This window comes from Streptomyces sp. HmicA12 (genome assembly GCF_000373565.1).
In the GTDB taxonomy this organism is placed as follows: Bacteria; Actinomycetota; Actinomycetes; order Streptomycetales; family Streptomycetaceae; genus Streptomyces.
This window is the reverse complement of record NZ_KB891852.1, coordinates 141,077-164,178: the sequence shown is the minus strand read 5'-3', so window position 1 is coordinate 164,178 and position 23,102 is coordinate 141,077. Positions and strand designations below refer to the sequence as shown.

The following is a 23,102-nucleotide window of genomic DNA, read 5'->3' as shown; positions in this document are numbered from 1 at the left end:
ACGTCACCGACAATCGACGCCAGGCCCCACGCATCACGCCGCTCGGCGGGCCTCGGGGTTCTCAGCGGCTCTCAGCGGTTTTCCTGAGGCACGTCCATCGTGCTGCACACCACACGCCAGACCTCCTTCGCCTCCCAGCCGGCGTCGAGCGCCTCGTGGACCGTGCGCCCGCCGAGCCCCGCCATCACGTGGTCGCGCGCGAAGGTGTCTGCGTACCCGGACCCGAAGTGATCCGCCATCTGCTGCCAGAAGACCGTCAACCGCATGACTCCAGTATCCCGCCCCTGAGAGTGCAGCCGTGTCGGGGAGGCTTGCCGAGAACGCTTTCCGTCCTACGGTCGGTGCATGGCCGAATCCGGAGCATCCCCACTCCCCTCATCGCCGTCGGCACGCTCCCCGCTCTCCCGTGCCGAACACTTCATCTGGCTGACCGCGCGCGTCCTGGAACAGCGCCGCTTCGCCTATCACTTCCTGGAGGACCGGGCAGTCGCCGCCGACGCCGTGGAGGCCGCCCTGGCCGCGTACCGCAACGAGGACGACGGATACGGGCACGCCCTCGAACCGGATCTGCGCGGGCCCGTCAGCCAGCCCCTGCACACCGGTCACGCGCTGCGTGTCCTGGACTCCATCGGGCGCTGCTCCGGGCAGCGCGTGGAACGCGTGTGCCGCTATCTCACCGCCGTCTCCACTCCCGAAGGCGCCCTTCCGGCAGTGCATCCCAGCCAACGCGGCTATCCCTGCGCTCCCTTCGTCCCCATCGTGGACGACCCGCCGAGCGAGCTGCTCGCCACCGGCCCCGTCGTCGGCCTGCTGCACCGCAACGAGGTGTGGCACGCCTGGCTGTTCCGCGCCACCGACTTCTGCTGGACCGCCGTCGAGTCCCTTAAGGCGTCGCATCCGTACGAGATCCAGGCGGCGATCGCCTTCCTGGACGGCGTTCCGGACCGCCCACGCGCGCGGGCGGCCGCGGACCGGCTCGGCCGTCTCGTGCGTGAGCAGCGTCTCGCGGTGCTCGATCCGGACCGCAGGGACGACTGGCCGGTGGCGCCCGGCTACGCACCGGGCGAACACCACTTCCCGTACGACTACGCGAAGGTCCCCGAGTCACTGGCGCGCTCCTGGTTCACCGAGGAGGAGATGACTCGTTCCCTCGATCACTTGGCGCACGAGCAGCAGGAGGACGGCGGCTGGCCGGTCAACTGGCGACAGTGGGCACCGGGAACCGCATTGGAGGCGCGCCCCATGGTGACGATCGAGGCGCTGCGCACTCTGCGCGCATACGGGCGCCCTTTGTAGCGGCCCGTCGCGGTACTCGTCGTCGTGCGGTCAGCCTTCGGAGTCGCGCAGCAGCAGGGCGGCGATCGCGAGGGCCGTGCCGCGCGGCGACGACAGGTCGATGCCGGTCTGCTCGGCGATCTTCGCGAGCCGGTTGTCGACCGTGTTCGGGTGCAGCGCGAGCGCGGCGGCGGTGGCCCTCCGGTCCTGCTGGTGGGACAGGTGCGTGCGCAGCGTCTCCAGGAGCTCGGGACGCTCGGCCACCGGGTCCAGGAGGGCGGCGATGCGATGGCTGCTCTCGTTGCGCCGCGACAGGTGGTACTCGAGCAGGACGTCGTCGAGGCGGTGCAGTGCGGGCGCCAGCCCGCACACGCGCGTGATGCGCAGGATCTCGGTCGCGGTGCGGCCCGCGTCGGTGATGTGCTCGGGACCGTCGGCCCGCACCGCGGCCACCCGTACCTGCAGGCCGCTGGCCTTGCCGAGGCGCCGGGGCAGGTCGGCGGGCGGAGCGCAGTCCTTGGGGACGATGACGCGGCCCCCGTCGCCGTCGAGCAGCGCCAGTACGTCCAGGCCGAAGGCGTGGTCCAGGACGGTCTGCACCCGCCGCAGCCGGCGCCGCACGGCCACGGGGTCCTCCGGGGGCGGCGAGTCCAGACCGAGCGCCAGCACGAGCGACGGGCCTTCGAGCCGGAGCTGGTCTAGGAGCACGTGCCCGGGCGGCACCATCCCGTCGAGCAGTCCGCGGACCAACGACCGCTGCTGGGCGCGCTGTTCGGCCTCCAGCGCGGACCGCTCGTCCAGATAGGTCTCGGCGACCGCGCCGACGACGCCGGGGTGGGTCTGCAGCAGGATGTCGACCAGTTCGACGAGGGCCGCCTCCTCGCCGGGGTGCGCCACGTCGCGCAGTGCCTGCCACAGGACGTAGACGCCGAGGGCGTGGGTGCGCAGCAGGAGGTGCAGCGCCATGCCCTCCTCGGCACGCTGAGCGGCCCTCTCGCGGAACAGCCGGTGGCTGCCGGGGTGGTCCAGGTCCGGGTCGTTCACGCGCCGCAGGAACAGCCGTACGCCGTGTCGGGCGGTCGCGGCGATCTCCAGGTCCTTCACGTCGTCGGGCAGCTCCGCGTAGCCGGGCAGCTCCTCGAAGGACTCCCGGGCCATGCGGCGGGCCAGTTCGTTGACGCGCGGTTCGCAGCGCGCGGCGAGGGAGCGCGCCTCGGGCGACAGCGGCACGGATCCTCCCTCGGGCCGTTGCGGGGCACATCGTTGTGACGCGTCACATTACCCAGCCCGCCCTTGTGTGACGTCGGGCGGTGTTCGACATCACAGACGGCCCCTTAACTCGTGTGCAGCCGGTGCACGACAGCCCCCGCACGGCGACGGACCGCCCGTACACGAGGAGCCGCACACATGACAGAGCACAACGAAGCGGAGAAGAAGGCGGCGGATTACACCGCCTACACCGACCGGGTCTGGCAGGGCACCGAGACGCTGCTCCCGCATCTGTCGGGCGCGTTCTCGGGGGACGAGCTGGTGCGGCTGCGTGAACGAGTCGGGTTCTTCCCCGCGTTCGCCAACGTGACCGCCTTCGACACCGGTGACGGCGTGGTCCTCGTCGACTCGGGCGACTTCCGCACGGCGGCCCGACTGCACGCGGCGGTCAAGGAGTTCGGGGCGGGTCCGGTGCGGTCCGTGATCTACACGCACGGCCACGTGGACCACGTGTTCGGAGTGTTTCCCTTCGACAAGGAAGCGCGGGAAACCGGCACCGACCTCCCTGAGGTCATCGCGCACGAAGCCGTTCCGGCACGCTTCGACCGCTACATCCGGACGGCCGGTTACAACTCCTGGATCAACCGCAAGCAGTTCGGCGTGCCGTCCCTGGAGTGGCCCAGCACGTACCGCTACCCGGACACCGTCTACCGGGACCGGCTGACCGTCCGCCGCGGCGCGCTGACGTTCGAGCTCGTCCACGCGCGCGGGGAGACCGACGACCACACCTATGTGTGGATCCCGGAGCTGAAGACCCTGTGCACGGGCGACCTGTTCATCTGGAACACGCCGAACGCGGGCAACCCCCAGAAGGTGCAGCGCTACCCGGAGGACTGGGCCCGCGCGCTGCGCGCCATGCAGGAGCTGGGCGCCGAACTGCTGCTGCCCGGCCACGGCGTGCCCATCGTGGGCGCGGAGCGCGTGAACCGGGCCCTGGACGACACCGCGCGCTTCCTGGAGTCGCTGTGCGAACAGACGCGGGCCCTGATGAACGCGGGCCACCGGCTCGACGCGGTCATCCACGGCGTCAAGGTGCCCGAGGAGCTCCTGTCGCGCCCCTACCTCCACCCGGCCTACGACGAGCCGGAGTTCGTCGTGCGCAATCTGTGGCGGCTGTGGGGCGGCTGGTACGACCAGAACCCGGCCCACCTCAAGCCGGCTCCGGAGGCGGCTCTCGCGGCCGAGTTCGCGCGAGCATCGGGCGGCGCCCACAAGCTCGCCGAGCGGGCCCAGCAGCTGCTCGCCGAGGGCGAGTCGCGGCTCGCGGCGCACCTGGCCGAGACCGCCGCCCTCGCCGCGCCCACCGACATCGAGGTGGCACGCGTGCGTGCCGAGGTGTACGCACAGCGTGCCAAGAAGGAGACCTCCACCATGGCTCGCGGCGTCTTCACCTGGGCGGCCGCCGAGTCCGCCGCGGTGGCCGAAGGGACCGACGTGACGACGGAGTTGACGCGCTCCCCGGAAGGCCGCAAGGCCGCCGAGGGCATGATCAGCGTCGGTATCGTCGACGAAGACGAAGACGACGGGTGCTGCTGATGCGCGGGGCCTGGCGCACGACCTGGCTCCTGCTCGCCTTCATGGTCGTGAACTTCGCCGACAAGGCGGTCCTCGGGCTCGCGGGCCCGGAGATCCGAGCGGACTTCGGCATCAGCCGCGCGGAGTTCGGCACCGCGCAGTCGGCGTTCTTCGCGCTGTTCTCGGTCGCGGCTCTGGGCGTCTCCGCCCTCACGAAGCGGGTCCGTACGACGACGCTGCTCCTGGTGCTCGCCCTGATGTGGTCCGCGGCGCAGCTGCCGATGCTGTGGGGCGCGGCCGGGTTCGGCATGCTCGTGGCCACGCGCGTCCTCCTGGGCGCCGCCGAGGGGCCCGCGTCGCCGGTCGCGATGCATCACGTGCACGGCTGGTTCCCGCAGCGCGAACGGACGCTGCCCACCGCGATCCTGCTCGTCGGAGCGGCGGTCGGCGTCGCGGTGGCCTCGCCGGTGCTGAGCTGGGTGATCTCGCACTGGGGCTGGCGCTCGTCGTTCGGCGCGGTGGGTCTCGTGGGGATCGTCTGGGCGGTGGCGTGGCGCATATGGGGCTCCGAAGGCCCGATGGCCCCTTCGGTCGGCAAGGAGGCGGCCAGGGCACCCGAGGCCGCGCTCACGGTGCCGCTGCGGGCGATCCTGCTCTCGCCCACCTTCCTGACCGCGGCCTTCGGTTCGTTCGCCGCCTACTGGTCGATGAGCACGCTGCTCACGTGGGCGCCCGACTACTTGGAGAGCGTCGTCGGCTGGGACCTGCACCAGGCGAGCACCATGGTCGGCTTGGGCGCGCTCGCCAATGGCGCCGTCCTTCTGGTGCACGGTCTGCTGTCGCGTCGCGCGGCACTGCGCGACACGCCTCCGCGCATCCCTGTGGGCGCGGGTGCGGGCATCCTTGTCGCGCTCGCGGGCTGCGCCACCGCCGTCTACGGGACGACCGGCTCCCTGGCCGTGAAGATGCCCATGATGATGGGCCCGATGGCGCTCGCCATGGTGATGCTCACGGTCGCGTCCACGGCGTGCGCCCGCATCACTCCGCCGTCCCGACGGGGCCTCGTCCTGGGCGTGCTGACCTTCGTGTACGCCCTCGGCGGCATCCTCTCGCCGCTCGTCCTGGGCAGCATGGTGGACGGCGCCGCGACCGTGTCCGCGGGGTACGAGCACGGCTGGCTGCTGACCTCGGGCCTCCTGGTGGCGGGCGGAGTCCTGGCGGCCCTCTTCTGCCGCCCCGAACGTACAGCCCTCGAGCTCGGTGTCCCGGAGACCCAGGGCAGCACTGCGGCCGTCCCCGTGGCCCACTGACCACCGCTGACACGGAGGGGGTGGGTCCCACGACGTGAGCCCACCCCCTGCGCCTCACGGGCGCCTCACCCGGTGAGCGCGCGCACTCCCGCCGTCACCACCACGGCGGCCGCGACGATCACCAGGAAGGGCGCCCGCAGCATCAGTGCGACGGCGGCCGCGGCGAGGCCGGCGGCCTTGGCGTCGAGGACCAGCGTGCGGCCGTCCGCGAAGGTCTGCTGCGCGGTGAGAGCGGCGAGCAGCGCGACGGGCAACAAGGCGGAGAGCCGCTTCACCAAGGGCCGCTCCAAAGCCCCCGCGGGCACGAGCAGACCGATGAGCTTGGCTGCGTAGCAGCCCACTGCGGTGACGCCGATGGCGATCCAGATGTTCAACGGTCTTCTCCTTGCGGCGCGTTGGAGGTCTCGGCGCGGCGACGTCCCTCCAGGTAGAGCACGATCGGCGCGGCGAGCGCGGCCACCAGGACGGGCACTCCGCCGGGCAGCACGGGCAGCAGTCCGAGCATCAGGAGCACGGCGAGACCCGCGACGGCCCGCTCCGTGGTGGTCTTCAGCATGGGTGCCAGCAGGGCCAGGAACACCGCGGGCCCGGCCGCGTCGATCCCCCAGGCGTCGGTGTCGCCGATGGCTTCGGCCCCGAGGGCGCCGAGCAGCGTGGTCGCGTTCCACAGCACGTACAGGGTCAGCCCGGTGACGGTGAACCCGATGCGCGCACCACGCCGGTCGGGCTGGGCGAGCGAGACGGCCGACGTCTCGTCGATGACCCAGTGCGCGGCGAACGGCCGCACCGCGCGTGGGAGCGCGAGCAGTTGCGAGAGACGCAGCCCGTAGAAGGCGTTGCGCACGCCGAGGAAGAACGCCCCCGCGGCGGCCGTGAGCGGGTTGCCGCCGGCCGCGAGCGCCCCGACGAGCGCGAACTGGGATGCCCCGGTGAAGACGAGAAGGCTGAGCGTGCAGGTCTGCAGCACGCTGAGGCCGCTGCCCGCCGAGGTCACTCCGAAGGCGAATCCGGAGAGTCCGACGGCGATGCCGACCCCGAGGGCGTCGCGGACGACGACGGCGTCGGACGTGCCGGTTCCTCCGGCGCGCCCGCCGACGGCTTCGGGGGCACGGTCCGCGGTGCGTTCGTCTCGTATGTCTGCGGGTGTTGTCTGTTCTGCCACGTCCCCGACGGTACGAGCAGGCCGGCGTCCGGGTCTTGTACGTTCTTGCGCTCCCGCTGGTACGCCCCCGGGGGCACGCCGACGATCCGGGTGAAGTGCCGGTTCAGGTGCGGCTGGTCGGTGAAACCGACGGAGACGGCGGCCTCGGCGGGCGCGGTGCCCCCTTCCAGGAGACGTCGTGCGGCGCGCACCCGGACGTTGGTGAGCCAGGTGTGCGGCGGCATTCCGTAGGCGTCGCGGAAGGCCCGTAGGAGGGCGAACGGGCTGGTCCCGAGTTCGCCGGCGAGGGTCTCCAGGGCCGGAGGATCGGCCATGCGCCCTTCGAGGAGCTCACGCGCGCGTGCCGCGGCCTTGGCGCCCGCGGTCCTGCGGGGACGTTGTTCGAGCGCCGTGCCGTGGTCGCGCAGCAGCCGGGCGACCACGATCCTCAGGAGGCTGTCGGCGGCCAGCGCGTTGCCCTGCTCGGCCGCGCGGTGCACCTCGCTGATCATCCGGGCGGCCTGCGGGTCGGTGACGATCTGCTCCCCGAAACCCGCGGTGCCACGGACCGTGGTGGTCTCCGCGGCGATCTCGGCGACGACCTGTGCCGACGGGTAGAGCGTGGAGTACGACCACCCCTCGGGGGCGCCCGCCTGCGCGGTGTGGGCCACTTCCGGGTTGATCATGACGACGCTGCCGGGCCCCGCGAGCAGGGTGCCGTCGGGCATGCCGACCGCCTCGACACCGCCGGTGACCGCGCCGAACACATATCCGTCGTGGCTGTGGCGCGGAAAGGTGTGGCGGAGGTAGCGGGCACGCAGCAGGTCGAGGCCGGGCAGCTGCTCGTACCGCCAGTGCCGTGCCCATTCGCCCTTGCCCGCCATAGCCCCATTCTGCGTCATTCCCGGCGCGCCGAACCACCCGTTTGCGCTGGTCACAGCCGTTGTCAGTGGTGGGGTGCAGGATGGAGGCATGGTCAGCTCCAGGCAGGGGGCCCACAGCGCCCACGACCCCCGTGGCGCCCTCGGTGCGCTTGACGGGTTCTCCCCCGCGACCCGCGGCTGGTTCACGGGGGCCTTCTCCGCGCCCACGTCCGCGCAGGCCGGAGCGTGGCGGGCGATCGGCGAGGGCTCGGACGTGCTGGTGGTCGCGCCGACCGGCTCGGGCAAGACGCTGGCCGCGTTCCTGGCGGCCCTCGACCAGCTGGCGTCGTCGCCACCGCCCGCCGACCCCAAGAAGCGCTGCCGGGTGCTGTACGTGTCGCCGCTGAAGGCCCTGGCGGTCGACGTGGAGCGCAATCTGCGCAGCCCGCTCACCGGGATCCGCCAGGAGGCCGTGCGCCTCGGCCTGCCCGAGCCCGAGGTGAAGGTCGGCATCCGCTCCGGCGACACCCCGCCCGCCGAGCGGCGCGCCCTCGCCACCCGCCCGCCGGACATCCTGATCACGACCCCCGAGTCCCTGTTCCTGATGCTGACGTCGGCCACGCGTGACGCGCTGACCGGCATCGAGACGGTGATCCTGGACGAGGTGCACGCGGTGGCGGGCACCAAGCGCGGGGCCCACCTGGCACTCTCCCTGGAGCGCCTCGACGAGCTGCTGCCCCGCCCGGCCCGCCGCATCGGCCTCTCCGCGACGGTCCGTCCGGTCGACGAGGTGGCGCGCTATCTCTCCCCGCAGCGCAAGGTGGAGATCGTCCAGCCGCCCTCCGGCAAGGAGTTCGACCTGTCGGTGGTCGTCCCTGTCGAGGACCTCGGAGAGCTGGGAGGCTCCCCGGTCGCCGACTCCGACCAGAAGGCCGAGCGCCCCTCCATCTGGCCGCACGTCGAGGAGCGCATCACGGACCTCATCGAGGCCCACCGCTCCACCATCGTCTTCGCCAACTCCCGCCGTCTCGCGGAGCGGTTGTGCAACAGGCTGAACGAGATCGCGTACGAGCGTGCCACCGGCGAGGCGCTCCCCGAGGACCACTCCCCGGCCGAGCTGATGGCCGAGTCGGGTGCCGCCAAGGGAGCTCCCCCGGTCATCGCGCGCGCCCACCACGGTTCGGTCTCCAAGGAGCAGCGCGCGCTGGTCGAGGAAGACCTGAAGGCGGGTCGGCTGCCCGCCGTCGTGGCCACCTCCAGCCTGGAGCTGGGCATCGACATGGGCGCCGTGGATCTGGTCGTCCAGGTGGAGTCGCCGCCCTCGGTCGCCTCCGGACTGCAGCGCGTGGGCCGGGCGGGTCACCAGGTGGGCGCGGTTTCCACGGGAGTCGTGTTCCCGAAGTACCGCGGCGACCTGGTCCAGTCGGCGGTCGTGACCGAGCGCATGCGGTCGGGCTCCATCGAGTCGCTCCGCGTCCCGGCCAACCCTCTTGACGTGCTCGCTCAGCAGTTGGTCGCGATCACCGCCCTGGACACCTGGCAGGTCGACGACCTGATCGCCCTGGTCCGCAGGGCTGCCCCGTTCGCCTCGCTCCCCGAGTCGGCGTTCACCGGTGTCCTCGACATGCTGGCGGGCCGCTACCCGTCGGACGCCTTCGCCGAGCTGCGCCCTCGCGTCGTCTGGGACCGCGTCGCCGGCACGGTCACGGGCCGCCCCGGCGCGCAGCGCCTCGCCGTCACCTCGGGAGGCACGATCCCCGACCGCGGCCTCTTCGGCGTCTTCCTCGCGGGAGCCGACCCCAAGAAGGGCGGCGGCCGCGTCGGTGAGCTCGACGAGGAGATGGTCTACGAGTCCCGCGTCGGCGACGTCTTCACCCTGGGCACCAGTTCCTGGCGCATCGAGGACATCACGCGCGACCGCGTCCTGGTCTCGCCCGCCCCCGGCGTCCCCGGCCGGCTGCCGTTCTGGAAGGGCGACCAGCTGGGCCGCCCGCTCGAACTGGGCCGTGCGGTGGGCGCGTTCCTCCGCGAGGTCGGCTCCCTGAAGCCCGACGACGCGCGCGTGCGGCTCGCCTCGGCGGGCCTCGACACCTGGGCCGCGGACAATGTCCTGTCGTACCTGTCCGAGCAGCGCGAGGCCTGCGGTCACATCCCGGACGACCGCACCATCGTGGTCGAGCGGTTCCGCGACGAGCTGGGTGACTGGCGCGTCGTCGTCCACTCCCCCTTCGGCGCCCAGGTGCACGCCCCGTGGGCCCTCGCGCTGGGCGCCCGCCTCAGCGAGAAGTACGGCATGGACGCCCAGGTCATGCACGCCGACGACGGCATCGTGCTGCGCCTGCCCGACGCCGACCTGATGGGTCTGGACCTCCTCGACCAGGAGCCCGCCAAGCAGGGCATGGAGTACGACACCGAGCAGGCCCCCATCGGAGCGGCGGACGTCGCCTTCGACAAGGGGGACGTGGATCAGATCGTCACCGACCAGGTGGGCGGATCGGCCCTGTTCGCCTCCCGCTTCCGCGAGTGCGCGGCCCGCGCGCTGCTGCTCCCCAAGCGCAACCCGGGCAAGCGCACTCCGCTGTGGCAGCAGCGGCAGCGCGCCTCTCAACTCCTCCAGGTGGCGAGCGAGTTCGGATCGTTCCCGATCGTCCTGGAGGCGGTGCGCGAATGCCTCCAGGACGTCTTCGACGTTCCCGGCCTCGCCGAGCTGATGGGCGACATCGAGTCCCGCAAGGTCCGCCTCGTGGAGGTCACCACCCCAGAGGCCTCCCCCTTCGCCCGCTCGCTCCTGTTCGGCTACGTGGCGCAGTTCCTCTACGAGGGCGATTCTCCGCTCGCCGAGCGCCGCGCGGCCGCGCTGTCTCTGGACGCACGCCTCCTGGCGGAGCTCCTCGGTCAGGCCGAGCTGCGCGAGCTGCTCGACGCGGACGTCCTGGCCGAGCTGGAGCAGGAGCTGCAGTGGCGTACCGAGGACCGTCGCGTCAAGGACACCGAAGGTGTCGCGGACCTGCTGCGCCTCCTGGGGCCGCTCACGGACGCCGAGTTGACCGAGCGCGGAGCGGAGCCCGGCTGGGCCGAGGACCTCGCCGCCGCCCGCCGGGCCATCCGCGTCCGGATCGCCGGAACCGACCACTGGGCGGCGATCGAGGACGCGGGCCGCCTGCGCGACGCCCTCGGCACGGCCCTCCCGGTCGGCGTCCCCGAGGCCTTCACGGAGCCGGTCAAGGACCCCCTGGGCGACCTGCTGGCCCGCTACGCCCGCACCCACGGCCCGTTCACGTCGACAGGGGCCGCGACCCGCTTCGGCCTCGGCACGGCGGTCACCGAGGGCGCCCTGCAACGCCTGGCGGCCAACGGCCGGGTCGTACAGGGCGAGTTCCACCCGGCCGGCATCGGCCAGGAGTGGTGCGACGCCACCGTCCTGCGCCGCCTGCGCCGCCGCTCCTTGGCGGCACTTCGCCACGAACTCGAACCGGTACCGCCGGCGGCCCTCGCTCAGTTCCTGCCCCAATGGCAGCACTTGGGCGGTCACGGCCTGCGCGGCATCGACGGTCTGATCCGCGCCGTCGAGCAGCTCCAAGGCGCCTCGGTCCCTGCCTCCGCCCTGGAGAAGCTCGTCCTCCCGTCCCGCGTCTCCGGCTACGCACCGGCGATGCTGGACGAACTCACCGCGTCCGGCGAGGTGTTGTGGGCCGGGGCCGGATCGCTGCCCGGCAAGGACGGTTGGGTCAGTCTGTATCTCGCCGACTCCGCCCCACTCCTGGTGCCACCCGCGCACCCCCTGGAGCCGACGGCACTCCACCAGTCGGTCCTCGACACCCTCTCCGGCGGCTACGGCCTGTTCTTCCGCCAGATCGCCGACCAGGTCCGCGCCACCACCCATCCCGAAGCCACCGATCCCCAACTCGCCGACGCGCTGTGGGAGCTGGCCTGGTCGGGCCGGCTCACGAACGACACGCTGGCCCCGATGCGCGCCCTCCTCGGCTCCGGCCGCACCGCGGGTTCCACCGCCCACCGGGCTCGCCGAGCCGTCCCGCGCGGCCGCTACGGAAGCCTCACCGCGGCGGCCCGGCCCACCTCGCGCACCGGCCCGCCCACGGTCGCCGGCCGCTGGTCTTTGCTGCCCGCCCAGGAGCCCGACCCGACCCTGCGCGCCCACGCCCTGGCCCGCACCCTTCTGGACCGGCACGGCGTGGTGACCCGCGGCGCGGTGGCGGCCGAAGGCGTCGAGGGCGGCTTCTCGGCGACGTACCGGATCCTGTCCGCCTTCGAGGAGAGCGGGCAGGCCCGGCGCGGCTATGTCGTGGAAGGACTCGGCGCGGCACAGTTCGCCATGGACGGCGCGGTGGACCGCCTGCGCGCGGCGGCGAACGCACGGGAGCGCGGTGCACCCCCGCCCGACCCCTACGCCCCGGTCGACGCCCCGGCCCGGAAGTCCGCCGCGTCCCGCGCCCTCGTCCTGGCCGCGGCCGATCCGGCGAACGCCTACGGGGCGGCGCTCCCCTGGCCCGAGCCGCCCACCGGCGCGGGCCACAAGCCGGGCCGCAAGGCAGGCTCCCTCGTGGCTCTGGTGGACGGCGAGCTGGCGCTCTACATGGAGCGTGGCGGCAAGACGCTGCTCGCCTGGCCCGCCACCGAGGCCACAGCCGCAGCGGACGCGTCGGACCCCACCCCGGCCCAGCTCGCCGACGACCCGCGCCTGCCCGCCGCCGCGCAGTCCCTCGCCGAGGCGGCCCGCTCCGGAGCCCTCGGCACGATCACGGTCGAGCGGATCAACGGCACGGCGGCGCTCACCTCCCCGTACGCCCCCCTCCTGGAAGGAGCCGGCTTCCACGCGACACCCCGGGGCCTCCGCCTACGCGCATGAAGGCGCACGCACACCGCACCCGCACCCGCACCCCACAGCCACACAGCCACACAGCCACAGCCACAGCCACAGCCACAGCCACAGCCACAGCCAGCGCAACACGCCCCACCCAAGCCCACTCGAGCCCGCGCGAGCCCACCCAAGCTCCAACCACATCACCACCACGCCCGCCGCCACCCGCAGCATCAGCCCCGGCACCCCTCCCGCCACCACACGCGCCACCGCTCCCGCCACCACGCACACGCCTACCCTGAACCCATGCCCGAAGGAGACTCCGTCCTCCACGTCGCGAAGCGGCTGCACAGCGCCCTGGCGGGCCAGGTGCTCACCCGCTCCGACCTGCGCGTGCCCCGGTTCGCCACGGCCGACCTCACCGGCCGCGAAGTCCTGGACGTCACCCCGCGCGGCAAACACCTGCTGACCCGCATCGAGGGCGGCCTCACGCTCCACTCGCACCTGCGGATGGACGGCGCCTGGAAGATCTTCGCTCCGGGTGAGCGCTGGCGCGGCGGCCCCGCCCACCAGATCCGCGCGATCCTCGCCAACGACACCCGCACAGCCGTCGGCTACCGCCTCCCCGTACTCGAACTCCTGCGTACGGCAGAGGAGTTCAAGGCGGTCGGCCATCTCGGCCCCGACCTGCTCGGCCCGGACTGGGACCCCGATCTGGCACTGCGCAACCTGCTCGCGGACCCGGCACGCCCTCTCGGCGAGGCGCTCCTCGACCAGCGCAATCTCGCCGGCATCGGCAACATCTACAAGTCCGAGGTCTGCTTCCTCCTCCGGGCCACACCCTGGCTGCCCATCGGCGAGCTGCCGGCCGACACCGCCACCCGCCTGCCCCTCCTCGCCAAGAAGCTCCTCGAAGCCAACCGCGACCGCCCGTCCCGCGTCACCACGGGCCGCCCCCGCCCCGACGAGCGCCTCTACGTCTACGGCCGCGCCGCACGCCCCTGCCTGCGCTGCCGCACCCCGATCCGCGAGGCGAACCAGGGTGACGGGTCACGCGAACGCCCCACCTACTGGTGCCCCACCTGCCAACAGGGCCCCACTCCGTGACCAGCCGGCCACCCACACCGGAGACACACCCACACTTCAACCCGCGCAAGACAATTGACGACCCGTCAGAAATGCTCGTACGGTCCCCTCATGCCTGTCACGGCGTACGACCTCACCGGACGCACCGCATTCGTCACCGGCGCGGCGAGCGGCATCGGCCGCGCGTCGGCCGCGCTGCTCGCTCAGGCGGGAGCCACCGTGCACTGTGCGGACCGCGACGAACAGGGCCTGCACGAGACGACGGATCTGATCAAGCAGGCCGGCGGCACCGCGCACCCACACCCCCTCGACGTCAGCGACCGCACCCAGATCACCGAGGCGATCGCCACCGCGGCCCGGACCTCCGGCGGCAGCCTCGACATCATGGCCGCGATCGCCGGGATCATGCACAGCAGCCCCGTCCTGGAGACCCGCGACGAGGACCTCGACCGGGTCCTCGCCATCAACTTCAAGGGAGTCCTGTACGCCTGCCAGGAGGCCGCCCGCACCATGATCGCGTCCGGCACCCGCGGCAGCATCGTCACGATGGCCTCGGGCGCCATCGACACCGGCGGCCCCGGCCTGCTCTGCTACGGAGTCACCAAGGCGGCCGTCGTCCAGCTCACCAAGACGCTCGCCACGGAGGTGGGTCCGCACGGCATCCGCGTCAACGCGGTCGCGCCCGGCTGGATCCGCACCCCGATGACGACCCGGCACGACGACCGCGCCCAGGCCCACACCGAGTCCTTGATGGTGCGCATGTCCCCGCTCGGCCGAGTGGGTGAACCCGAGGACATCGCACACGCGGTGCTGCACCTCGCCTCGGACGCGGCGGCCTTCACGACGGGCCAGATCCTCCGCCCGAACGGCGGCGTCGCCATGCCCTGGTGACCCGCCCCTGAAGCCCGCCCGCGACCTCCCGCCCCGCCCGCAGCGCCCTGGCCCGCACCCGCCGCGCACCGTGGTGACCCGGCGCTCCCGCGACCCCCGCGGCCCTCGACTTGGGCAACGCGTGCACCGGCAACAGACTCAACCCCCAGCCCCCCGCCGCGACCGCCCCCTCGAACGCCCCGGCATCCGACGCGAAGGCCAGCCGCAGCACACCCCACCACCACAGCACCCCGAACGCCACGGCCGGTATCCAGTACAGCAACCGCCTCCCAGCCACCGCCACCGACCGCTCACCTCCACCCGTCGCGCACTCGAAGCACACCCACCGCACCCAGCCACACACGCCGCACATGGGCGCTGAAGACGCTAACGACGCTCGAACCCCACGGACAGGGCGCACCGGGAGCACGCCACCGAGAAGGTGACGCGCCCCCGGTATCCGCGTGCCCCCCCGCTCGGCCGGAGCCACTCGGTAAAGATCCACCCAACCCAGCCTGCTCAGCCGACCCAGCCGACCCAGCCAGCCAGGCCGTCTCAACCGGACCGCCCCAGCCGGACCGCCCCAGCCGGGCCGTCTCAGCCGCCGTTCTCGGCCTGGAACATCCAGTGATGCTTCTCCAGATCCGCCGTGATGCCGATGAAGATGTCCTGACTCACCGGGTCCGCCTCGCCGGTCGCCTCGATCCGCTCGCGCATGCGAGTGATCACGGCACCGAGGGCGTCCACGAGCGTCCCCACCGCATCCACGTCCTTGACCCAGCCGTCGGCGATCGCGCCGATCCCGCTGGTCGACGCCACGGTCTGGGCCCGGCCGTCGGGCGAGACTCCGAGCGTGGAGGCCCGTTCGGCCACCGTGTCGGAGTGCAGCCGCGCGGTGTCCACGACCTCGTCGAGCTGCAGATGCACCGACCGGAAGCGGGGGCCGACCACGTTCCAGTGGACCTGCTTCGCCACCAGCGAGAGGTCCACGAGATCGACCAAGGCGCCCTGCAGTGCCTCGGACACCGTCTTCAGGTCAGCATCGGACAGCGGGCTCTTCACGACGTACATCCGTTACCTCCGTATCGAAACCACCTTCAACAATGGCACATACGAACCACTACGGACACATCGGTAAAAAGGCATGACCGCCGACCTCCCTACGCACAGCAGAAGGCCCCGGCCGGATTCCCCGGCCGGGGCCTTTCCACATGCACGCTGAGCGCAACTGCTACGCCGCTACGACGTCCACAGCCTCCGCAGGCGCCTTGATCGTCACCCGTTCCGGCGGGACACCGGTCACGGAGACGGAACCGAGCATCGGACGAACCGGCGCTGGCACCGGCTCCGACGGAACGGCTGCTGCCGACTGGGCCAGCTCGGCGAGGCTGAGCTCGTCGCTCACCTCGCGCATCAGCTCGGACATCCGTACGTCAAGCGCGTCGCAGATCGCGGAGAGCAGCTCGGAGGAAGCCTCCTTCTGCCCCCGCTCCACCTCGGAAAGATAGCCGAGCGAGACTCGGGCGGACGAGGAGACTTCGCGCAGAGTACGGCCCTGGCGCTGGCGCTGCCGACGCAGCACGTCACCCAGCAGGCGACGGAGCAGAATCATCGGTGGCTCCCTCCTCGGACCGCGTAACCGCATCCTTCACGCCCCACCGTACCGCCTCGTGCCGCGGCCGTGCGGGGAGCGATGTCGTGTTCACTCAGGGCTGCAAACATCAAAACCCCCCGGAGAGTCGCTACAGCGCTGTCACCTGCGAAGAAGCCAGAATAACCGTCCCTAAGGCTACTTTGGGGGCTACTTACGTCTTTCACTCCGTCCCGGGCTTCACTGCGGTACCTGCACGGACGGGCCGCAGGGGAGGCATCAGAGCGTCGAGCGAGGGGCCGCTGCCGCCAGGCAGAAGAGTCCAACATGTGGACGCGCGGCGTGAGCTGCGTCACTCGCCACCTTCGAATGCCCACCAGCCCCCACATCCCCTGGCTACTCGACGCGTGAAATTCTCGTTCCCCACGCTGAGGGTTACACCTCGATTCTCGCCCATGCTTCATGGCGCTCCTTTTACCCGTTAACGGGTCGACACATCCGCTTCATTCCAACTTCTCCGGGCGGGCTCGAGCGACGTTCAAGGAGGCGGGCGCCGGGGCGCCGGCATTCGCGGCCCGCGCAGAAGAATCACCACTGCGTCATGCGTCGATTCCGTTACCGACAGGGCGTGTGCGGTGCAGCAACTTGAACGCCTCGCGCAGCTTTCGCTCCATGCCCGCAGAGCCGGAGCCGTCGGGGGCAAGGGAGTACAGGACGGAGCCACCCCTCGCCATGATCCATTCATGGGCTGGATGCATTACGTACCTCTCATGAGGGCCTTGCTTGATGTACCCACGGTGCCGGCCGACTCGACCGCGCACTCCGCGCCGCCCGCCCTCCCCCTTGCCGAGGTACACGATCGAGGACTCCCCGCGCGGGTAGGCGATCTTCTTTCCGCCCGCCAAGAACACGTAGACCCCTTGCTGCGTCGGGAGGTCGAAGCGCCCGTCACTGAGCAGGTCGAACGTGCCGCTGAACGGAGGCCACCCGTTGGCTTCGAGGACGGTCTCGTTGAGGTGGCACAGCGTGGGGTCTGGATGCTCGTTCACCGGCATGACCGTACGGGCGGGGTCTGACAGTGGGCCGGTGAGTGCGACGTGCGGCACCATCGGCGCCTGGAGCGTCGTCCATATATACGTGCGGGGCCCCGGCCGTCCCCCCTTTGGTTCGGTCGGGACCCCGCACGAGCTTTGATCGGCCGACCGGCGGTCGGGGCTCGGTTCGAACGGCGACGTTGCGCGCTCGCTCGGCCGTTACGCGCGGACGGCCGCCCAGGTTGACCAGCCGCCGCGGTCGCCGCGGTGCTGCCCGATGGATTCGGCCCAGTTCCGCACGGTGAACATCCCCGGCTCCTCTTCAGCCGGCGGGAGAGCGATGTCCATGTCTCCGATGGTGATGAGCGCGTGTGTGCCGTCCCAGGCGAGGTGGCCGGTCAGGTCGGTGCCGGGGATGCGGTGCCTGGCGGTGATGTCGACGAGTTCGTTGATGACGGCAAGCGCCCCTTCGGTGAGGGTCGCCGTGGAGTGCGCGGTGTCCCCGAGGAGCATCGGCAGCGTGCGGCGCACGAGTGCGACGGATCGGGCCATCGCGTCGACGGGCTTGACGGCGGGGCCCACACAGAAGGTGATCGTGCGGTCCATCGCCAGATCCGGCCAGGACGTTGTCGACGCCTGACGGTCTCGGCCTGTGCGCGAAAGCATCGTGGATCCATCCCGTCGCTAGAGCACCCGTTGTCGAATGTTCGTTCGAACTATGCTGCGATCACCATACGGCGCCCAACACGCTTGCCGCGAGAGGAAAGCGTGGCCAGTGCGATCAACCTGAGTTGATATCGTAAGCCTCACTGCACACCAGAGCGAAAATCGAGGTCAACTCAGATGTACGAGAGAGGTGAGGTCCGCTGTGACTGACTCTCATGGGGCGTCAGGCTCGGCGGGGGCTCCTGACGGGGAGAGCTTCGCTGAGCGGCTGGACTTCCTGTGTCGGAACGACCCCCGCGGGCCGTTCACCAACCCGACTGTGGTCCGGCTGCTTGAGGAGCAGGGCCTCCCCACGTTCTCCACCACGTACATGTGGCAACTGCGCACCGGCCGGGCCGACAACCCGACCAAGAAGCACATGGACGGGCTTGCCGCCTTCTTCGGGGTGCCGGAGGACTACTGGGCGAACCGGGCCACCGCCGAGGTCTTCAACGGGATCATCGAACGCCTCAACGGGTTCAAGGAGAACGGGGCCGCCCCCGAGCAGCTTCATCGGCAGCTCGTCCGTTTCACGAAGCGGGTGAGCGAGGGCGCAGCCCCAGAAGCGCTGATGGCCCAGCTCGAAGAACTGGCCCGGATGAACAAGAGCGGAGTGACGGCCGATACCGTAAAACGCCTACAGGACGCGCGAGTTGCCAGCATCGCGATGCGTGCCGCCGCCCTCTCCGACGAGGGCCTCAATGCCGCAGCAGCCATGATCGAGCAGGTTCGCCGACTCGAAGGTCTACCCGCGGAGACGGAACCCCCCACTGTCGGGCCCGGGACACCTTAAGACCAGCGCAAGGAGCTTAGATGAGGCGCCGCTCACGCCGCACCGCCCGAGGATTTCAGGAGCCGACCCCCCTGTCGGCGGACCCGGTCCTCAACGAATGCAGAGTCTTCGTTGAGTCCCTAGGTCTACCTCGCGTCGGCAGCGTGCGTGAGCTGCGTGGATACATCGAGGAACTCATCGGTGAGCCGATCATCATCGGGCCCGGGCAGCCCACCAGCAAGGACACGCCCTGCGGGATGGTCATCCGCAGGGGCGGGGTCAACTACATCTTCTACGACCCCGACACCAGCGAAGCCCACCAAGATCACATCATCGCCCACGAGTACGCGCACCTGCTCAAGGGCCACCGCATCACCATGGCCGCGCAGAAGCCGGACGGCGACACCGACGACGAGGACGCAGTCATCCTCGGCGACGTCGACGACGAACTCATGTCGATCATCCTCGGCCGCAGCGACTACAACGACGACATCGAGCGGGAAGCGGAAGGCATCGGATCCTTCCTGCAGGCGTACGTCATCTCCAGCCGTCCGGCTCCCCAGAGTGAGTCGGCGGATCGCATCACGCGCACGCTCATGCGGCGCGGGGACTGACAACGGACCAAGTTGAAAGACATCCTTCACCCGCTGTGCTTGTTCATCGCGGGCGCTGGCTTCCTCCTGCTCATGCGCGATCTGCGCACGGCATGGCGCAAGCCCGAGCAGCGTGACCCGGCACTGGTCGCGCTCGCCTTCACGTACCTCTTCTCGGCCCTGAGCTACGCGATATCCCTGACGTGGGTCTGGGTCCGCATCGACGGCGTCTTCGGCGTCACGAACATCGCCGTCCCGCTCGCCCAGGGCTGCGTCATGCTCGTCTTCGGCCTGCAGGCGTCCGTCCTCGCGTACTGGACGAAGGAACCCGCCGCGGCCCACCGCCGGGCCCGCTGGATGATGGCCGGCGCCCTCACGGTCATCGCCATCATGGGCGTGCTGTTCGTGATGCTGACCCCGGTCTCACAGCGGCCCACCGACTTCACCCTGTACTACGCCCACGACCCCGCGTTTCAGGCGTACTTGCTGCTCTACATGGGCGCCTACTCGGTAGCGGAAATCTACCTGGCCCGGGTGTGCTGGAAGTACGCCGGAGAGATCAAGGACCCGTGGATCAGCCGCGGCCTGCGCCTGATCGCCGTCGGCGCCGTCATCACCCTCGGCTACAGCGGCATCCGTCTGTGCGCCATCCTCGGCGCCGAGTACGGGTTCAGCGTGAAGCCCGCCGAGCCGTACGCCTGGGTCTGCGGCGACGTCGGCGCCACCCTCACGCAGATCGGCTACTTCATGCCGATCGTCGCCAGCCGCATCGTCGGCGCCCGCCGCGAGCGCACCGAAGCCCGCCAGTACCAGCAGCTGGAGAAGCTGTGGCAGGCCGTGTCCGCCGCCGAGCCCGGCATCGTGTTCGTCAACCCGACGGCCAACTCCCGTGACCTGACGTTCAATCTGTACCGCCGAGTCATCGAGATCCGTGACGCGCAGATCGGACTGCGGCCCTACCTCGCCCCCCAGGTCCGCGACCGCGCGGAGGCCGAGCACGCCGCCTGGTGGATGTCCCGCCAGCACCGCGTAGCCGCCGTCACCGCCGCCCAGATCCGCGCCGCCCTGGACCAGCGCGAGCACGGGCCAGTAGCCGAAGCGGCCACCTATGGTGACGCCGCCCTGGACACCTCGACCCCGCACAAGGACCTGCGCCACATGGTCCGCGTCGCCCGCTACTTCACAGCGCCGACGCCGACCGCGCAGGCCGCCCCCGCTTCTGGAGCACGCACGTGAACCGCAGAACCCTCCTCGCCGCCACCGCGACCGCCGCGGCCACCGTCACCCTGCCGCGCACAGCCTTCGCCGCCGACGCCACCACCACCAAGGAAACGATGACCAGCACCGCCCTGTACCGCTCCACCGCGCGCGCCCAGCTCGCCGCCCTGCGCACGGGCGCCATAACGGCGCGCGACCTCCTGGAGCAGGTCCTCGACCACCACGCCAAGGTCAACAAGGACCTGAATGCCGTGGTCACCCTCGACGCCGACGCGGCCCGCGCAGCCGCCGACAAGGCCGACGCCCACCTCGCTTCCACCGGCGAGACCCTCGGCCCGCTCCACGGCCTGCCCATCACGGTCAAGGACGCCCTGGAGACCAAGGGCCTGCTCACCACGTGCGGCTCCACCACCCTCGCCGACCACGTCCCCGACCAGGACGCCGACGTCGTCGCCCTACTGCGCGGCGCCGGCGCCGTCATCGTCGGCAAGACGAACGTACCGACGATGTGCCAGGACCTGCAGACGTCGAACCCCATCTTCGGGAAGACGAACAACCCGTACGACGAGACGAAGACCGCGGGCGGCTCCTCCGGCGGCCCGGCCGTCGCCGTCGCCACCGGCCTGTCCGCCCTGGAGGTCGGCTCCGACCTCGCCGGATCGCTGCGCCTCCCGGCCGCCTACTGCGGCGTGTACGCGCTGCGCACCTCCCGCGGCACCGCGGGCCCGATCGTGCCCACCCACGGCCACATCCCGCGCCCGCCGGGCTGGCTCACCAGCTCCGACATGCTCACCCTCGGCCCGATCGCCCGCACCGCCGACGACCTGGCGCTGCTCCTCAACGTGATGGCCGCCCCGTCCCCCGCCGACGACACCGCATGGTCGGTCCGCCTCCCGGCCCCGGCAAAGACCCGACTGGACCAGTTCCGGGTCGGCGTGTGGGCCGATGATGACTACTGCCGCGTCGACACCGCGACCGCGAACGTCCTGGCCCAGGTCGTCACCGCGCTGCGGCAGGCCGGAGCCCCCCTCGACGAGACCACCCGGCCCGTCGACTTCAAGGACTCCAACGTCCTGTTCGAGCGCCTCATGTACGCCACGAGCGCCGCCACGGCCACCGACGAGGCGTTCGCCGGGGAAGTCGCGGCCGCCGACAAGGTCGCCGACGACTCGCCGTCTGCCCTGTACCTGAAGTCGCGCACCATGCGGCACCGCGACTGGGCGCGCGCCGACGAGGACCGGCAGAAGCTGCGCGCGAAGTGGGCCGCCTACTTCACCGACCACGACCTACTGATCGCCCCGGCGACGCCGACCGCCGCCATCGACGACCAGACGGACACCACCGACCGGTACATCACGGTCGACGGCGCCAAGCGCGACTTCTACGACCAGACGAGCTGGGTCAACCTGGCGTCCCCCGTGGGCCTGCCCGCGATCGTGATGCCCGCCGGGCGCACCAAGGAGGGTCTGCCGCTCGCCATCCAGATCATCGGCCCGTACCTGTCCGACCGGACCGTCGTTGCCGCGGCGAAGGCCCTCGCGAATGTCCTGCCCGCGCACGTTGCGCCGCCCGCCTTCAACGCCTGAGCAACATGTGGGGGCCCGGCCGTCTACAACGGCCGGGCCCTCACGCATGCATTGGGTGGTCAGAACAGTCCGGATTGGCCCGCGTCCTCGAGGGCCTGCCGCGCCGCGGCCGCCTTCTCCTGCGCCTCCTGCTGTCGCAGGAGCACGACGACCGGCGCCTGTCGTTTCGCGTGTGCCAGCTTGGCAGCCTGCAGCTCCGCAGACGTCGCCCACCACACCATCACCTCGTGGTCGCCGGTGTCGGGCGCTTCGGCGTCCACCGTGCGCTTGCCGTACGGATGCTCCAGGTGTCCGCGCAGCTTGCGCAGGGTCCTCAATACGTTCGGGCGTACGGCTCCGAACGGATCCCTCCCACAGGTTGTTGCGGAACGCGGACGCCTCGACGATCGAACGTAACCGAGGTCGCCGCGATCCTCACCCAGACCGGCGCCGCCGCGCCCGCTCCTGTTGGGGCGTTTCCCATTTGAGAGGTCACTCGACACGGAAGACGAGGCGGAGTAGACGCTCGGCGCGTTCCCGCACTTCGGGGTCAGGGTGACCCATAGCGATTGTCAGCAGGCCCACGAGGGCCGCGCTGATTGAGCTTCTTCGAGTTGGCCACCGATCGGGTGATGGGCCGTGGAGCGCAACGAGCGAGGCTCCCGGGCTGTTGGTCGAGATGTCTGACGTCTCAATCACGTTGCTCGGGGGCCTCGTTGGTCGTCCATCCTGCCGCACTCGACCTGCCGCATGCACTCGTGGAGTGGGTCACGATGCTGATCGTCACCCGTGAGGGCGACCGGCGCTGCAAGCTCCGTCCGTCTCAGCGCGCGATGGTGGCACTGGTGTACCTGCGCGAACACACCACTCTCGCGAAGATCGCCGCCGGGTTCGGGATCAGCGAGTCCACCGCCCACGCCTACACCAGCGCGGTCGTCGACCTGCTCGCCGAACGTGCACCGGGCCTGCTGAAGACGCTGCGCGAGCACGAACCCGACTTCGTCCTGCTCGACGGCACCCTCGCCGAGTGCGACAGGGTCGGCGACGGCCGGGCCGACTACTCCCACAAACACCGGCGCCATGGTGTGAACGTGCAGGTCGTCACCGACCCCGGCGGTCGGCTGCTGTGGCTCTCGCCCGCCCTGCCGGGCCGCGCCCATGACCTGACCGCGGCCCGCACCCACCGGATCATCCGGATCTGCGAGCACCAGGGCGTCCCCATCCTGGCCGATCTCGCCTACCAGGGCGCCGGCCCGTGGCTGACCACCGGCATCAAACGCAGGCCCCTGCAGGAACTCACCCCCACCGAAAAGACCCTCAATCAAGCACTGGCCGCAGCGCGAGCACCTGTCGAACGCGGCGTCGCTCGGCTGAAGTCCTGGCGGATCTTCCGCAGGTCCCGATGCAGCCCCAACCGCATGACGTCAATCGCCAAAGCCATCCTCACCCTGGAGCGTCGCCGCTGAAGAAGCTCAT

General features: G+C 71.0%; 20 protein-coding genes and 1 pseudogene. 11 read left to right on the top strand and 10 right to left on the bottom strand.

What is annotated here, in order from left to right; all coding sequences use genetic code 11:
• Nucleotides 1-71 precede the first annotated feature (71 nt).
• On the bottom strand, nucleotides 72-266 hold the full coding sequence (locus B072_RS0141385; protein ID WP_018535896.1) for a DUF3046 domain-containing protein: 195 nt from the start codon (nucleotides 264-266) through the stop codon (nucleotides 72-74).
• 79 nt (nucleotides 267-345) lie between these two features.
• Here B072_RS0141385 and B072_RS0141380 point away from each other — a divergent pair, with 79 nt between their 5' ends.
• Nucleotides 346-1,296, top strand: coding sequence for a hypothetical protein (locus B072_RS0141380; RefSeq protein WP_018535895.1), 951 nt, complete (start codon nucleotides 346-348; stop codon nucleotides 1,294-1,296).
• A 30-nt stretch (nucleotides 1,297-1,326) separates the two neighbouring features.
• On the opposite strand, the gene B072_RS0141375 is transcribed toward B072_RS0141380, so the two are convergent.
• Nucleotides 1,327-2,505 carry a PucR family transcriptional regulator gene (locus B072_RS0141375; RefSeq protein ID WP_018535894.1) on the bottom strand — a complete coding sequence of 393 codons (1,179 nt, stop codon included), beginning with the start codon at nucleotides 2,503-2,505 and terminating at the stop codon, nucleotides 1,327-1,329.
• 177 nt (nucleotides 2,506-2,682) lie between these two features.
• Here B072_RS0141375 and B072_RS0141370 point away from each other — a divergent pair, with 177 nt between their 5' ends.
• On the top strand, nucleotides 2,683-4,080 hold the full coding sequence (locus B072_RS0141370; RefSeq protein ID WP_018535893.1) for an alkyl sulfatase dimerization domain-containing protein: 1,398 nt from the start codon (nucleotides 2,683-2,685) through the stop codon (nucleotides 4,078-4,080).
• Nucleotides 4,080-5,369: an MFS transporter gene (locus B072_RS45280; RefSeq protein WP_063746505.1), complete on the top strand. Its 1,290-nt coding sequence runs from the start codon at nucleotides 4,080-4,082 to the stop codon at nucleotides 5,367-5,369. Before B072_RS0141370 ends, B072_RS45280 begins: the two co-directional genes overlap by 1 nt.
• A 65-nt stretch (nucleotides 5,370-5,434) precedes the next feature.
• Here B072_RS45280 and B072_RS0141360 read toward each other — a convergent pair whose 3' ends face one another.
• The 3 genes and pseudogenes from B072_RS0141360 to B072_RS0141350 all read right to left on the bottom strand — a co-directional run.
• Nucleotides 5,435-5,743 (bottom strand): AzlD domain-containing protein, encoded by a 309-nt coding sequence (locus B072_RS0141360; protein ID WP_018535891.1) that lies wholly within the window; start codon nucleotides 5,741-5,743, stop codon nucleotides 5,435-5,437.
• Entirely contained in the window at nucleotides 5,740-6,531 is a 792-nt protein-coding gene (locus B072_RS45275) for an AzlC family ABC transporter permease (protein ID WP_420707625.1), read from the bottom strand. Before B072_RS45275 ends, B072_RS0141360 begins: the two co-directional genes overlap by 4 nt.
• 113 nt (nucleotides 6,532-6,644) lie before the next feature.
• A pseudogene (locus tag B072_RS0141350) lies at nucleotides 6,645-7,394 on the bottom strand (AraC family transcriptional regulator); the annotation flags it as partial.
• 88 nt (nucleotides 7,395-7,482) lie between these two features.
• On the opposite strand from B072_RS0141350, the gene B072_RS0141345 reads away from it, so the two are divergent.
• The 3 genes from B072_RS0141345 (at nucleotide 7,483) to B072_RS0141335 (ending at nucleotide 14,169) form a co-directional block, all read left to right on the top strand.
• On the top strand, nucleotides 7,483-12,240 hold the full coding sequence (locus B072_RS0141345) for an ATP-dependent helicase (RefSeq protein ID WP_018535888.1): 4,758 nt from the start codon (nucleotides 7,483-7,485) through the stop codon (nucleotides 12,238-12,240).
• 258 nt (nucleotides 12,241-12,498) lie between these two features.
• Nucleotides 12,499-13,299 (top strand): Fpg/Nei family DNA glycosylase, encoded by an 801-nt coding sequence (locus tag B072_RS0141340; RefSeq protein ID WP_018535887.1) that lies wholly within the window; start codon nucleotides 12,499-12,501, stop codon nucleotides 13,297-13,299.
• 90 nt (nucleotides 13,300-13,389) lie between these two features.
• A complete protein-coding gene (locus B072_RS0141335) occupies nucleotides 13,390-14,169 on the top strand; it encodes an SDR family NAD(P)-dependent oxidoreductase (RefSeq protein WP_018535886.1) in 780 nt (259 codons plus the stop codon).
• A gap of 576 nt (nucleotides 14,170-14,745) precedes the next feature.
• Here the strand turns inward: B072_RS0141335 and B072_RS0141330 are convergent.
• The 4 genes from B072_RS0141330 to B072_RS0141315 all read right to left on the bottom strand — a co-directional run bounded on the left by B072_RS0141330 (nucleotide 14,746) and on the right by B072_RS0141315 (nucleotide 17,379).
• On the bottom strand, nucleotides 14,746-15,219 hold the full coding sequence (locus B072_RS0141330; RefSeq protein WP_018535885.1) for a Dps family protein: 474 nt from the start codon (nucleotides 15,217-15,219) through the stop codon (nucleotides 14,746-14,748).
• Between the two features lie 160 nt (nucleotides 15,220-15,379).
• Nucleotides 15,380-15,760, bottom strand: coding sequence for a helix-turn-helix domain-containing protein (locus B072_RS0141325; RefSeq protein ID WP_018535884.1), 381 nt, complete (start codon nucleotides 15,758-15,760; stop codon nucleotides 15,380-15,382).
• A gap of 578 nt (nucleotides 15,761-16,338) precedes the next feature.
• Nucleotides 16,339-16,794, bottom strand: a complete 456-nt coding sequence (locus B072_RS0141320; RefSeq protein WP_158689323.1) for a hypothetical protein — start codon at nucleotides 16,792-16,794, stop codon at nucleotides 16,339-16,341.
• 198 nt (nucleotides 16,795-16,992) lie between these two features.
• A complete protein-coding gene (locus tag B072_RS0141315; protein WP_018535882.1) occupies nucleotides 16,993-17,379 on the bottom strand; it encodes a hypothetical protein in 387 nt (128 codons plus the stop codon).
• Nucleotides 17,380-17,758: 379 nt separating this feature from the next.
• On the opposite strand from B072_RS0141315, the gene B072_RS48930 reads away from it, so the two are divergent.
• The 4 genes from B072_RS48930 (at nucleotide 17,759) to B072_RS0141295 (ending at nucleotide 21,647) form a co-directional block, all read left to right on the top strand.
• Nucleotides 17,759-18,271: a hypothetical protein gene (locus B072_RS48930; protein ID WP_199791151.1), complete on the top strand. Its 513-nt coding sequence runs from the start codon at nucleotides 17,759-17,761 to the stop codon at nucleotides 18,269-18,271.
• Nucleotides 18,272-18,414: 143 nt separating this feature from the next.
• Nucleotides 18,415-18,864, top strand: a complete 450-nt coding sequence (locus tag B072_RS45265; RefSeq protein ID WP_018535880.1) for a hypothetical protein — start codon at nucleotides 18,415-18,417, stop codon at nucleotides 18,862-18,864.
• A 72-nt stretch (nucleotides 18,865-18,936) separates the two neighbouring features.
• Nucleotides 18,937-20,079, top strand: coding sequence for an MAB_1171c family putative transporter (locus tag B072_RS0141300; protein WP_234019029.1), 1,143 nt, complete (start codon nucleotides 18,937-18,939; stop codon nucleotides 20,077-20,079).
• Nucleotides 20,076-21,647 (top strand): amidase family protein, encoded by a 1,572-nt coding sequence (locus tag B072_RS0141295; protein ID WP_018535878.1) that lies wholly within the window; start codon nucleotides 20,076-20,078, stop codon nucleotides 21,645-21,647. Before B072_RS0141300 ends, B072_RS0141295 begins: the two co-directional genes overlap by 4 nt.
• Before the next feature lie 59 nt (nucleotides 21,648-21,706).
• Here the strand turns inward: B072_RS0141295 and B072_RS45260 are convergent, their stop codons facing one another.
• Nucleotides 21,707-21,964: a hypothetical protein gene (locus tag B072_RS45260; RefSeq protein WP_018535877.1), complete on the bottom strand. Its 258-nt coding sequence runs from the start codon at nucleotides 21,962-21,964 to the stop codon at nucleotides 21,707-21,709.
• A 378-nt stretch (nucleotides 21,965-22,342) separates the two neighbouring features.
• Between B072_RS45260 and B072_RS0141285 the strand changes: the two genes are divergently transcribed.
• On the top strand, nucleotides 22,343-23,092 hold the full coding sequence (locus B072_RS0141285) for an IS5/IS1182 family transposase (RefSeq protein WP_026246868.1): 750 nt from the start codon (nucleotides 22,343-22,345) through the stop codon (nucleotides 23,090-23,092).
• The last annotated feature ends 10 nt before the right edge of the window (nucleotides 23,093-23,102 follow it).